Below are 12806 nucleotides of genomic sequence, written 5' to 3'. Positions count from 1 at the left end.
GATCAGAAAAATACGCATGTTAGCTGAGTATTTCGTCGGAAAACCCAAATAAACCTATTTATTTGGTGACGGATTTAAATCGATTGCATGAAGAACGCGGAAATCATTGGCTTGGGCCATTATGTACCTGAAAACATTGTGACCAATGCCGATCTGGAAAAAATAATGGACACTTCTAATGAGTGGATCATTGAACGGACAGGTATTGAGCAACGTCGTTGGTTTTCTCCTGGTGAAGATACAGTGGCGAACATGTCAAAAAGAGCGACAGAGATGGCGCTGAAGGACGCAGACATTGCCGTGGAAGAAATTGAGTTCATTGTTTTTGCAACGATCACTCCCGATTACTTTTTCCCAGGGTCAGGAGTTTTATTGCAACGCGAGCTGGGTTTGCAAGGCATCGGTGCCTTGGATATCCGGAATGCATGTTCTGGCTTTATTTATGGGCTTTCTGTAGCGGAGCAGTACATCAAAGCCGGAACGTACAAAACCATTTTAGTCATCGGCGCGGAGATTCAATCCTCGGCTTTAGATAAGTCGACTGAAGGACGCTCTAGTTCTGTGATTTTTGCTGATGGCGCTGGTGCAGCGATCCTAAGAGCAACGGATAAACCAAAGGGCATTCTTTCCACCCACTTGCATGCCGATGGGGACTATGCAGAAGAACTTTATGTAAAAGACCCCGGCTCAAGCCGAAAGATCCGCTTATCCAAGGAATTATTAGAAGGTAAGACCTTCAACTTGACCATGAATGGCAATACCGTCTTCAAACATGCCGTGAGTCGATTTGCAGAAGTGATCAATGAAGCATTAGCCAAGAATGACCGTACCGTTGACGACATAGACCTTTTGGTTCCACATCAAGCCAACCTACGCATTAGTAATTTCGTCCAAAAACACTTCAACTTACCGGACGACAAAGTGTACAACAACATCATGCACTATGGGAACACGACAGCAGCATCGATACCAATAGCCTTGAGCGAAGCCAATCAAAAAGGACTGCTAAAAGAAGGGATGACAGTTTGTCTTGCCGCCTTCGGTAGTGGCTTTACGTGGGCATCTGCTTTAATTGATTGGTGATCCAATGAACTTCTTGTTTTAACTCACGTTAAGAAGAAGGACTTGGCTTAATATTTGTTCAAGTCTTGTGACCAGCAATAAACTTATGCCCTTTAAACGCTTACTACGTTTTTCGCTTTTCTTCTTCATTACTGCCATAAGCCTTAAGGCTCAAGACGAACAGTTTGAGCTCATTTTCCCTTTAGTGGATGATTCTTCACTAGAAGCTGAGGGACAACTCAAGAATGGACTTCGTGACGGTCTTTGGTCAAGCCACACCGAAGACAGCAGCTTTGTTCAGGTAGGCAGATATAAAATGGGCCTAAAGGAAGGGGCATGGATCGTCTTCGTCAATAAGATCGAAAAAGCAAGGATGCTCTTTTTAAATGACACACTCAACGGACCTTATGTGTTATTTCATAAAAACCGCAACATTGCAGTGAATGCAAACTTCGAAGCAGGGCTACTGCATGGAGATTGGGCTTCCTACCGCCAAGATGGAAGTCCATTAGACGATGGGGAATTCGAGAATGGAAACAAAACAGGTACCTGGCTGACCATGCATCCCAATGGACGGCGCGCCATTACTGCTCGATACGAGGACGGCAAATTGAATGGCCCTTATGAGCAATATGATGAATTCGGAGCCAAGCTTCTTGAAACGACATATAAAGACGGTTTACTCGATGGGAAATGGGTCAAATACGACTTCTATGTAGAAATCCCCATTGAAGTGGGTGAAATGAAAAAAGGCAATCGAGACGGTCGCTGGGAATACTTCAATGCACCCGGTAATACAGCTGCCATTGAGTTTTATGACAATGGAAAGAAAACCGGAGATTGGAAAGCCTTTCATTTCAACGGAAGGATCGCCTCTAAAATTACTTATGTAGACGATGAACCCGTCGGAACTGCCTTTGATTATTTCGAAGATGGCAACACTGCTTCCATTACGCATTACCGGCTGGGACTCCCCGACAGTGTATATGTGGAGTATTTCCCCAATGGAGCAAAAGCCTTGGAGGGTATCTACGACTTAGGTATCAAAACAGGGATCTGGAAGTTCTTTCATGACAATGGAATGATCTCTCACTTTGGTCTTTACGCAGCCAATTTTAAAACCGACATCTGGAAATATTTTAACGACAGAGGTAACCTTATCGCTGAAGGAGAATTCAACAATGACAAAGAATCTGGACAATGGTATTTTTATTATGGAACAGGTCAGCTTGAATCGATTGGTGCATTTAAAAATGGCAATAAGGACGGGCTTTGGGGATATTTCCATGAGAATGGAACGGTAATGAAAGAAGAAACCTGGGCGGAAGGAAAACTTCTCGAGATCACCCCGTATACGGACGAAGAAGGAAATGTTATCCAAAATGGCACCTTGAAGAATGGAAATGGTCTTTTGATCAACTATAGACCGAATGGCAAGAAATTCTCAGAGGGCCAATACGAAAACGGATACCCTGAAGGTAAATGGGTCTTTTATGACGAAAGAGGAAGAAAACTCACCGAAGGAATACTAAAAGAAGGGGTAAAAGAAGGGCTATGGTCGATCTTCTCCAGATCAGGCAACATCATTGATCGAGAACGCTACATCAATGGTGAATTACAGGAAGAACGCGAGTAAGCTCCCGCATTCTCTTTCCATTTTTTAAACATTGAGCGCTGCAGAACTGTTCGATTAGAAAAAAGCGCATGTTTGGTTTATTCAAAAAGAAATCCGAAAAAGAAAAGCTTCAAGAACAATATAAAAAACTGATCGAAGAAGCCTATAAATTATCTCATTCCGATAGAGCGGCCAGTGATCGTAAAACGGCTGAAGCTGACGAAATCCTGCAAAAAATAGATAAACTAGCAGACTAAAGAACATAAAAAAACCACCCTGGCAAAGGGTGGTTCTCTTTTGTCTTTTTTCAAAGACTATCTTAAAAACAACATTTCACGGTATCTCAATAGTGGCCAATCCTCATCATCAAGGATCACCTCTAATTTATCTACTGCTTCCCTGATCTTATCAAAGTATTTCCCTTTGATGTTATCGCAGTAAGCAATGGCTCTCTCTCTAATATCTTCGATATTGTTGACAGTGCCACGCTCCTTATTCATGGCATCCACAGCAGATTGGATGGTGCCCATGTAGCCATTCACCTTATCCAATACGGCAGAAACATGATCGACTGCTAATCCGAACTCTTTTAAGCCTTTCGCATTGTTGATCAACTTGTTTTGGTACTTGATGGCTGCAGGAATTACTTGTGTCATGGCCATCTCGCTCATCAACCTGGCTTCGATCTGTAACTTCAGAATGTAATTCTCAAGCTGAATTTCATTTCTCGCCTCCAATTCGATGGCTGACATCACATTGAATTCTTCAAAGGTTTTCTTCGCCTCATCCGTTATGTAAGCGTCCAATGCTCTTGCCGTATCCTTTACATTTGGCAAACCACGTTTGGCCGCTTCCTTTTCCCACTCTGCAGAATATCCATCTCCTTCAAATCTCGCATGCTTCGACGCTTTGATGTATTCTCTCAAGACATTGACAATGGCAAGTTTTTTGTCCTCCCCTTTTGCCACACGGTCAGTGACGGTCGCATGGAATTGCTTTAACTGCTTCGCCATGATCAAGTTCAGTACAGTCATTGGCTCTGCCACATTTTGGTCTGAACCCACTGCTCTGAACTCAAATTTATTACCCGTAAAAGCAAACGGAGATGTTCTGTTTCTATCCGTGTTGTCAAGGATAATGTGAGGAATCTTATCGATTCCTAATTTCATGTACATGTTATCCCCCTTGTCAACGGTAATGTTCCCGTTATTCTCAAGCTCATCAAGAACTGCAGAAAGTTCTGAACCCAAGAACACCGACATGATCGCTGGAGGCGCTTCATTGGCTCCCAATCTGTGGTCATTTCCTGCAGACGCAATACTTGCTCTAAGAAGCCCTGCATTGTCATGAATAGCCATGATCGTATTCACCAAGAAGGTCAAAAACTGCAGATTCTCTCTAGCGCTAGTGCTCGGCTGGAATACGTTGATCCCTGTAGATGTGATCAACGACCAGTTATTGTGCTTTCCACTTCCATTCAAGCCAGCGAATGGCTTCTCATGGAACAAGACTGCCAGGTCATGACGCTCCGCTACACGGCTCATCACATCCATCATCAAGGAATTGTGATCCGTTGCGACATTAATGTCTTCGAAAACAGGTGCAACCTCAAATTGTGCGGGCGCAACTTCATTATGTCGCGTCATCACAGGAATGCCTAATTTCAAACACTCGATCTCAAAATCCTTCATGAAGTTGTAGACCCTGCTTGGAATAGAACCAAAGTAATGGTCGTCCAACTGCTGACCTCTTGCCGGATGATGACCAAAAACTGTTCTGCCGGCCATCACCAGGTCAGGACGTGCGTTATACAAGGCACGGTCGATCACAAAATATTCTTGTTCGCAACCTAAAGAAGCGCTGACACGGTTCACATTTCTATCGAAAAGCTGACATACTTTCGTCGCTGCTTTATCGACAGCCTCAACAGCCTTCAACAAAGGCGCTTTATAATCGAGGGCTTCACCAGTATAGGAAACGAAGATGGTAGGAATGCAAAGTGTTCTCCCCCAGATGAAGATGGGAGATGATGGGTCCCATGCAGTATATCCTCTGGCTTCGAAAGTAGATCGAATGCCCCCATTTGGAAAAGAAGAAGCATCGGGCTCTTGCTGAATTAAAGCTGAACCTTTGAATACTTCGATTCCTTTATGGGCATCGAAAAATGAATCATGTTTTTCTGCAGTGGAACCGGTTAACGGCTGAAACCAGTGCGTGTAGTGGGTGGTTCCTTTAGAAATGGCCCAAGTTTTAACGGCTGATGCCACCTCATTGGCTGCTTCCGTATCGATCTTTTTACCTTTTTGAATGGCAGAATGCACTTTCTTAAAGGTTTCCGGAGCCAAAGTGGCTCTCATTTTATCGATGGTAAAGACATCGTCTGCGAAGAAGTCTGAAATCTTATCAGCTGGCGCAAAAACTCTGTCCGTCGTACGTTGCTGTACGATGTTTAATGCTCTTTGACGTTGGTTCGACATATTTTTATGAAATAATGTTTAAAAGACAGGTCAAAAGTAGAATAAATACGTAATCCATCCTATATCAGGGTTATTTTTTTATTGAATTCGATTGAAATTACGTTCTTCAACCCTTTTGAAGGTCATTTTGAAACAAAACACTTCTGGAAACCACAAAAATGGAAGAGTTATGGGTGTTTTATTGAACTTGCGGTAGTGATTTACTTATCTTTGCCGACTCACAACTGAGTAATGAAGAAGGTAGCATTTTACACGTTGGGTTGCAAATTGAATTTCTCCGAGACCTCCACCATCTCACGTCAATTTGAAGAGAAAGGCTACCAGAAGGTGGACTTCTCTGAGCGTCCTGATATTTTTCTCATCAATACCTGTAGTGTTACCGATAACGCAGATAAAAAGTGTCGTAAAATTGTTCGGGAGGCCCAAAAGATCAACCCTAATGGCTTTGTTGCCATCATTGGCTGTTATGCCCAGTTGAAACCAAAAGAGATCTCAGAAATACCCGGTGTAGATGCCGTACTTGGAGCCGCCGAAAAATTTAGGCTACTCGACCTCATCGATGACTTCAAAAAACCAGCGCAAACGCATGTGATGGCTTCAGAAGTGAGTGAGGCCAATTCCTTTGTTAATGCATACTCCATCAACGATCGGACGCGTACCTTTCTAAAGGTTCAAGATGGCTGTAATTACCATTGCGCATTTTGCACTATTCCCCTAGCCCGAGGCAAAAGCAGAAGCGATAGTATCGCAAACATCATAAAGTCAGCTGAAGAGATCGCCGCTACTGAGCAAAAGGAAGTAGTATTGACTGGTGTGAATATCGGCGATTTCGGTATCCAAGAAGGCAAAAGAAAGGAGCGCTTTGTCGACCTCGTGAAAGCCTTAGATAAGGTAGAGGGAATTGACAGGTTCAGGATCTCATCTTGCGAACCGAATCTTTTGACGAATGAGATCATTGAATTTGTGAGTACGTCAGCGCGTTTTGTCCCGCATTTCCACATTCCCTTGCAATCTGGAAATAACAAAACCTTGAGGGCCATGAGGCGACGTTACCTTAGAGAACTCTACGAGGACCGGGTAAATAAAATCAAGCAGCTGATGCCGCAAGCGGCTATTGGCGTTGACGTGATCGTTGGTTTTCCCGGTGAAACCAAGGAGGACTTCTTGGATACCTATAATTTCATCAATGGGTTGCCCGTGTCTTATTTGCATGTTTTCACTTATTCGGAAAGAGCGAACACGACAGCGGCTGACATGGCGGAAGTCGTTCCGAAAAAAGAACGCACACGTCGTTCCAAAATGCTCCGAATTCTCTCAGACAAAAAGAAAAGAGCCTTTTATGAATCGCAGATAGGCAGCACCCATGAAGTGCTTTTCGAAGACGATGTGGAAGATGGGATGATGCATGGCTTTACAGAGAACTACGTAAGAGTATCGGCTAAATACGATCCTTTGTTGATCAATGAATGTAAGCATGTCCTCCTCAGCCGCATCAATGAGCGCGGAACCGTGGATGTGGAAGAACCGGAAATGGTTTTCGAAACTCACTAGTTTTATTTCATAGACGATGTAGCTTTGTCTATCTTTTGTTTCAACCAAAAAATAGATGGCAAAATTCTTATCCACTCTCCTCTTTGTCTGTTTGTGTTTTTCCACTAGCTATGGACAGACCGAGGCTTTTAAACGCTTGATCAATAGCATTGAAAAAGAAAACACCTTAATTCCCTCATTGGTCAAGGATTTCGTTAAGATCACCGCAATAGAAGAGCTGGAAGATTCAAATGACCTGCAGTTGTTCTACTACTACTGAACCGCCAATTACTATGGCCTTTTGCTTGGTTTTGAGAACGAAAAAGATTGTCAAATTGGCTATTTCGTGACCCTCGATCCCACCGGACTTATGATCGATTTTGCTCAAACCACTGACCTTTGTGAGATCGATCTTGAAGCCCAACGTCATACCACAAGCGAAGGTTCTTTGATGGGCAACATAGTTATCATACAAAGAGAGGAAGAAACGGTGATCGACCGTGGCGACACTTCGGCTACATTGGACAATGCCGAAACTGAGTTGCTGCTGTACTTCCAGTATTTCGAAATTCAATCGGATGGCTTCCTGATGGAGCTGAGCGCTCCTAAGACCTCTCATGAAGATCGGGAATATGGTTTTGCCTCGATGGAACTACTAGTGGAAGAAGATCTCTCGGAATATAGCAGAAGTGAGTTGCAAGATATCAAAAACGAGATCTTAGCCTCTTATGGGCAGATCTTTGAGTCGAAGCGCATTCAAGAATACTTCGAAGAACAGAGTTGGTACACCCCCATTGGTGAGGTCAGCGAAAAATTAACCGATATCGAAAAAAGGAACATTGCCTTAATAGATAAGCTTCTGCTCAATTAAGCCTTGCCAGCACTTTCATTTCTTTCGGGACAGCTTACTCTTCGCGCTCGCTCACTTTTTAACAGACCTCTTCTGGTCTCATTTAAAAGTTCCCAGCACCGTTAGTCATAATTTACCCTACATCGACCTATGGACATAGTTTAACCCTATATGTCAACTTTTCAACCATTACAACAAACTGAATCATCTTTAGATGATGAGCCTGAGGGGAATTACTCCTTCAGACATTCCACAACATCCATCACGGGCCCGCATGAAAACAATTCGCGACGCCTCAACTCGGTCATTGAGCGATCGGAAATGATCGTTAATCATGCCGATCAAAAACAACGAAGAGTCAATCTGTTCTTCTTCTTTACCCTTTTTGGTTTAGCCGTACTTTTCGCTGGCGTTTTTCTGGCCAGGGTCTTTTTGATTTAGCGCAATTAAGCTTCCCTGTTTAGGTGCAAATACGTACTTTAGTTCAAGGATGTGAATTGAATTTCATCTCATCGAACTAAGTCTTTATGTATCTGATCTTTGACACCGAAACCACAGGTTTACCGGGTAATTACAATGCGCCTTTAACTGATTTTGATAACTGGCCGAGGCTCGTACAACTGGCCTGGCAGCTGCATGATGAGAAAGGGAACCTTCTCGAGGCAAATAACCTGATCGTCAAGCCCGATGGTTTTACCATACCCTACAATTCGGTCCAGATCCACGGGATCACAACCGAAAGGGCGCAAGAGGAAGGAATCGAATTAAAGGAGGCTTTAGGGCTCTTCAGAGAAGTCGTTGGCAAAGCACAGCATGGCATCGGACATAACATTGAGTTCGACTACAACATTATCGGATGTGAGTACTTGCGCGTGGATTTAGAAAACGCGTTGGAGCCACTTCCTCAATTGGACACCAAATTAGTGGCCACCGACTTTTGTGCCATCCCTGGAGGCAGAGGAGGTCAATTCAAATGGCCCACGCTGACAGAACTTCATGTGAAGCTGTTTGGTCATTCGTTTAAAGAGGCGCACGATGCAGCTTACGATGTAGATGCTACGGCCAAGTGTTTCTTCGGCCTCCTAAAGGAGTCGGTTATTCCTCCTGCACCAGGCGTCTCCATTGTCGACATCCGTTATGAGGCTCCAGAGCTTGATGAGGCTAATTTTGCCAAAGCTGAGGAACTCAAAGCAGCAGCAGATACTGGCAAAATTGACAAGGAAGGCCTTGAAGATCTCGAAGATGTTTCCTTTTCACATCTCCATGTGCATTCACAATTCTCTATACTCCAAGCCGTATCAGAGGTGAATAATCTGGTAAGTGCCGCCAAAGAGATGGGGATGCCAGCCATTGCGTTGACCGACCACGGCAACATGATGGCTGCGTTTCAGTTTGTGCGTGCCGCCCTGGCAGCCGGTATCAAACCGATCGTTGGTTGTGAATTCAATATTTGCGCCGACCGAAGCAATAAGAAAACTCAGGACAATGGTTTTCAAACCGTCATTCTCGCTAAGAATCGTGCAGGGTATCACAACCTCGTCAAACTTTCATCGATCGCCTATACGGACGGTTTCTATTATGTTCCTCGTATTGATAAGAACGACTTACTGAAATACAAGGAGAACCTAATGGTCACTACCGGGGGCCTATGGGGTGAGGTTCCTTACAAGATCTTGAACGTTGGGGAGACCCAGGCAGAAGAAGCCTTCGTCTGGTGGAAGGAACACTTCGGAGAGGACTTTTATGTAGAACTAAACCGTCACCAAATTCCAGAAGAGAATCATGTGAACGAGATCCTACTTCAGTACGCCAAAAAGTACGAGGTCAAACCCATTGCTGCCAACAACACCTATTACACCAGAAAAGAGCAAGCAACCGCTCACGATGTATTGCTCTGTGTGAAGGATGCCGAATCTGTAAACAAACCGAAAAAATACATTGGCAAAAGAGGACGAGAATTTCGCTACGGATTCCCGAATGACGAATTCTACGTCAAGTCCCCTGAAGAGATGAAAAAGCTCTTTTCAGATATCCCTGAAGCGATCAGCAACACCAATGAGGTTGTCGACAAGGTCGAAGAGTATGAATTAGCAAGAGATGTTCTTCTCCCTAAATATGACATTCCCGAAGAATTTATACATCCTGAAGATGAAGCAGACGGTGGCAAACGAGGTGAAAACGCCTACCTCCGGCATTTAACTTATCAGGGAGCGGAAAAACGCTATGGAGAAATCACTGATGAGGTCAAGGAACGGCTCGACTTTGAACTGGAAACCATTGAACGAACAGGTTATCCGGGCTATTTCTTAATTGTACAAGATTTCACCAATAAAGCCACTGAAATGGGCGTTTCCGTGGGACCAGGGCGTGGCTCAGCAGCGGGTAGTGCTGTGGCCTATTGCATTGGCATTACCAACGTCGACCCTATCAAGTACGACCTCCTTTTTGAGCGTTTCTTGAACCCTGACCGGGTGTCGTTACCAGATATTGACATTGATTTTGATGACGAGGGCCGCCAAAAGGTAATCGATTATGTGATCGACAAATATGGCAAGAATCAGGTCGCCCAGATCATCACCTATGGCACCATGGCTGCAAAGTCATCGATAAGAGATACCGCCAGAGTTTTAGAGCTCCCCTTACCCGATGCCGATCGAGTAGCCAAACTGGTGCCCGACATCAAATTAGCAGCGCTATTCAGTCTTTCAGACAAGGAACTAAAAAACAAACTGCGCTCAGAACAGATCGTATTGGCCCAAGAATTGAAGAAAGTGGCTGAGGGAAATACGCTAGAAGCGAAAACGGTCAATCAAGCCCGCGTTTTGGAAGGATCTGTTCGAAACACCGGCATCCATGCTTGTGGCGTGATCATAACTCCGGACGACATCACCAATTTTGCACCCGTTGCTTTAGCAAAGGATTCCGACATGTGGTGTACACAATTCGACAACGCCGTGGTGGAAGACGCCGGCTTGTTGAAGATGGACTTTCTTGGCTTAAAGACCCTTACTCTGATCAAAGATGCCGTCAAAAATGTGAAAGAACGGCATGATGTTGACTTGGTCCCCGATGATTTCCCACTCGATGATAAAAAGACTTATGAGCTTTTCCAGCGAGGAGAAACCGTCGGAATCTTTCAGTACGAATCTGCAGGGATGCAAAAGTACATGAAAGAATTAAAGCCCACGGAGTTTGCCGACCTCATAGCCATGAACGCACTGTATAGGCCGGGCCCTCTTGAGTACATCCCATCCTTCATTAAACGAAAACATGGAGATGAGCCCATTACCTATGACTTGCCGGTGATGGAAGAGTACCTGGCAGAGACCTATGGCATCACAGTTTACCAAGAGCAGGTCATGTTGCTCTCTCAAAAGTTGGCAGACTTTACCAAAGGCGAAGCAGATGTGCTGCGAAAAGCCATGGGGAAAAAGAAACGCGATGTACTGGACAAAATGAAACCTCAGTTCATTGAACAAGCCAAGGCGAAAGGACATGATGAAGAAAAACTAAACAAGATCTGGCGAGACTGGGAAGCATTTGCCTCCTATGCTTTCAACAAATCACATTCTACCTGCTATGCCTACATTGCCTTTCAGACCGCATATTTAAAGGCCCATTATCCTGCTGAATACATGGCTTCTGTATTGAGCAACAACATGAACGACATCAAGCAAGTGACGTTTTTCATGGAAGAATGTAAGCGCATGGGCGTCCCGGTACTAGGGCCCGATGTCAACGAATCCAACTATAAGTTCACGGTGAATCTACAAGGTGAAATCCGTTTTGGAATGGGTGCCATCAAAGGAGTCGGTGAAGCGGCAATTGAAGCCATCATTGCGGAACGGAAAGAGAACGGGCTGTACCAAAACATCTTTGAATTTGCCGAGCGAGTCAATTTGAGAGCAGTCAATAAAAAGAACTTTGAATCTTTGGCACAAGCCGGTGGTTTCGACTGTTTTGATTCCTACCACCGCAAACAGTACCTCTATGCGCCCGAGGGAGAGCAAAGTTTGATCGAGAAGGTCATTCGGTATGCCAATTCCAAACAAGCCGAAAAGGATGCCGCTCAGGTTTCCTTGTTTGGTGGTGACAGCGCTGTGGCCACTCCCCTGCCTAAGGTGCCAGACATGGAACCCTTTACGCAAATGGAAAAGCTGAAACTAGAAAAGGAGATCGTTGGCTTTTACATCTCAGGCCACCCCTTGGATCAGTTCAATATCGAGATCGAAAGCTTTTGCAAACCCATCTCAGAGATCAACCGCTTTCCCAATCAGGAGATCGCTATTGGTGGCATTGTGAATGGAGTTCGCAATGGTCAAACGAAAAATGGAAAACCTTTCGCTGTCCTGAGCATTGAAGATTATCACGCCACTACTGACCTCTTCCTGCTCGGTGAAAAATGCATGAATTTTGCTGCCTATTTGCGTCCAGGTGAGTTCTTGTTCATTAGAGGTAAAGTGGAATTGAACTGGAGAAAGAAAAAGGAGATCAATGAAAATCCCAAATTGACGCCTAGTCCAGAAGATTGGGAGCTTCAAGTGGCTAGTATTTCACTTTTGAGCGAACTCCGTGAAAAACTAGGCAAAGGCATTTTAGTTAGGATCAATGCGAAACTAGTGGATCAAGAAATGATCGAAAAACTAGAGCAGCTCATGAAAACGCATGAAGGCAACACAGACTTAAAGATCCAATTGTTTGACAAGGGAGAAAACTTAAGCGTTGATTTGATGTCAAGGCGAGTCAAGGTGGAACCGAACAATGAATTGATCAAGGAACTACAAGCGTTGACTGACCATGCTCAATTAATGACAGTCTAACTGACAGGAACAACGAAAAAATAATGAACTTTTTAAGTAGTTTTGTTGTCTTAATTTTCAGTAAGAATCTAAAACTTAACCTTATATCAGTAAAATGGCGAATGCAGTAGAGATCAATGAGAGTAACTTCGAGGAAGTAGTATTAAATTCAGATAAACCCGTATTGGTGGATTTTTGGGCAGCCTGGTGTGGTCCGTGTCGAATGGTAGGCCCTGTTGTTGAAGAAATTGCCGGCGAGTACGATGGCAAAGCAGTGGTTGGAAAAGTAGATGTTGATGCCAATCAAGAATTGTCTGTGAAGTACGGTATTCGTTCCATCCCCGCTTTATTGGTCTTTAAAGGTGGCGAAGTAGTTGATCAAGTGATCGGTGCGGTTCCAAAAAATGTTTTAACCAATAAGTTAGACGGCGCAATGGCCTAAACTTCATAAAAACAGTACAAATAAAAGCCTC

10 protein-coding genes are annotated in these 12806 nt (G+C 44.2%); 9 read left to right on the top strand and 1 reads right to left on the bottom strand.

The genetic code is table 11. The features are described from left to right. Nucleotides 1–87: 87 nt before the first annotated feature. From AC2D6U_RS03490 to AC2D6U_RS03480, 3 genes are all read left to right on the top strand, one after another. Nucleotides 88–1083, top strand: coding sequence for a 3-oxoacyl-ACP synthase III family protein (locus AC2D6U_RS03490; protein WP_484719553.1), 996 nt, complete (start codon nucleotides 88–90; stop codon nucleotides 1081–1083). Nucleotides 1084–1168: 85 nt separating this feature from the next. Further along, nucleotides 1169–2698 (top strand): toxin-antitoxin system YwqK family antitoxin, encoded by a 1530-nt coding sequence (locus tag AC2D6U_RS03485; protein ID WP_484719552.1) that lies wholly within the window; start codon nucleotides 1169–1171, stop codon nucleotides 2696–2698. A 68-nt stretch (nucleotides 2699–2766) separates the two neighbouring features. After that, nucleotides 2767–2934, top strand: coding sequence for a Lacal_2735 family protein (locus tag AC2D6U_RS03480; RefSeq protein ID WP_484719551.1), 168 nt, complete (start codon nucleotides 2767–2769; stop codon nucleotides 2932–2934). 57 nt (nucleotides 2935–2991) lie between these two features. Here the strand turns inward: AC2D6U_RS03480 and AC2D6U_RS03475 are convergent, their stop codons facing one another. Then, nucleotides 2992–5154 carry a glutamine synthetase III family protein gene (locus AC2D6U_RS03475; protein ID WP_484719550.1) on the bottom strand — a complete coding sequence of 721 codons (2163 nt, stop codon included), beginning with the start codon at nucleotides 5152–5154 and terminating at the stop codon, nucleotides 2992–2994. 231 nt (nucleotides 5155–5385) lie between these two features. Between AC2D6U_RS03475 and mtaB the strand changes: the two genes are divergently transcribed. The 6 genes from mtaB (at nucleotide 5386) to trxA (ending at nucleotide 12775) form a co-directional block, all read left to right on the top strand. Continuing rightward, nucleotides 5386–6705 (top strand): tRNA (N(6)-L-threonylcarbamoyladenosine(37)-C(2))-methylthiotransferase MtaB, encoded by a 1320-nt coding sequence (mtaB, locus tag AC2D6U_RS03470; RefSeq protein ID WP_484719549.1) that lies wholly within the window; start codon nucleotides 5386–5388, stop codon nucleotides 6703–6705. Nucleotides 6706–6760: 55 nt separating this feature from the next. Beyond that, nucleotides 6761–6964 (top strand): hypothetical protein, encoded by a 204-nt coding sequence (locus AC2D6U_RS03465; RefSeq protein WP_484719548.1) that lies wholly within the window; start codon nucleotides 6761–6763, stop codon nucleotides 6962–6964. Nucleotides 6965–6985: 21 nt separating this feature from the next. Continuing rightward, entirely contained in the window at nucleotides 6986–7555 is a 570-nt protein-coding gene (locus AC2D6U_RS03460) for a YARHG domain-containing protein (protein ID WP_484719547.1), read from the top strand. A gap of 150 nt (nucleotides 7556–7705) precedes the next feature. Then, nucleotides 7706–7975: a hypothetical protein gene (locus tag AC2D6U_RS03455; protein ID WP_484719546.1), complete on the top strand. Its 270-nt coding sequence runs from the start codon at nucleotides 7706–7708 to the stop codon at nucleotides 7973–7975. Nucleotides 7976–8061: 86 nt separating this feature from the next. Then, on the top strand, nucleotides 8062–12354 hold the full coding sequence (gene dnaE, locus AC2D6U_RS03450; protein WP_484719545.1) for a DNA polymerase III subunit alpha: 4293 nt from the start codon (nucleotides 8062–8064) through the stop codon (nucleotides 12352–12354). 94 nt (nucleotides 12355–12448) lie between these two features. Beyond that, complete coding sequence (gene trxA / locus AC2D6U_RS03445; RefSeq protein WP_484719544.1) at nucleotides 12449–12775, top strand: thioredoxin; 327 nt, start codon at nucleotides 12449–12451, stop codon at nucleotides 12773–12775. Nucleotides 12776–12806 lie beyond the last annotated feature (31 nt).

It is taken from the genome of Roseivirga sp. YIW32, assembly GCF_057219245.1.
The sequence above is the reverse complement of the archived record's forward strand: the minus strand, read 5'-3'. Positions and strand labels throughout refer to the sequence as shown.

What these genes read in the sequence shown, in the direction of transcription:
- AC2D6U_RS03490 (WP_484719553.1), top strand. Translation starts at nt 88, where the DNA reads ATGAAGAACGCGGAAATCATTGGCTTGGGCCATTATGTACCTGAAAAC.
- AC2D6U_RS03485 (WP_484719552.1), top strand. Translation starts at nt 1,169, where the DNA reads ATGCCCTTTAAACGCTTACTACGTTTTTCGCTTTTCTTCTTCATTACT.
- AC2D6U_RS03480 (WP_484719551.1), top strand. Translation starts at nt 2,767, where the DNA reads ATGTTTGGTTTATTCAAAAAGAAATCCGAAAAAGAAAAGCTTCAAGAA.
- AC2D6U_RS03475 (WP_484719550.1), bottom strand. Translation starts at nt 5,154, where the DNA reads ATGTCGAACCAACGTCAAAGAGCATTAAACATCGTACAGCAACGTACG.
- mtaB (WP_484719549.1), top strand. Translation starts at nt 5,386, where the DNA reads ATGAAGAAGGTAGCATTTTACACGTTGGGTTGCAAATTGAATTTCTCC.
- AC2D6U_RS03465 (WP_484719548.1), top strand. Translation starts at nt 6,761, where the DNA reads ATGGCAAAATTCTTATCCACTCTCCTCTTTGTCTGTTTGTGTTTTTCC.
- AC2D6U_RS03455 (WP_484719546.1), top strand. Translation starts at nt 7,706, where the DNA reads ATGTCAACTTTTCAACCATTACAACAAACTGAATCATCTTTAGATGAT.
- dnaE (WP_484719545.1), top strand. Translation starts at nt 8,062, where the DNA reads ATGTATCTGATCTTTGACACCGAAACCACAGGTTTACCGGGTAATTAC.
- trxA (WP_484719544.1), top strand. Translation starts at nt 12,449, where the DNA reads ATGGCGAATGCAGTAGAGATCAATGAGAGTAACTTCGAGGAAGTAGTA.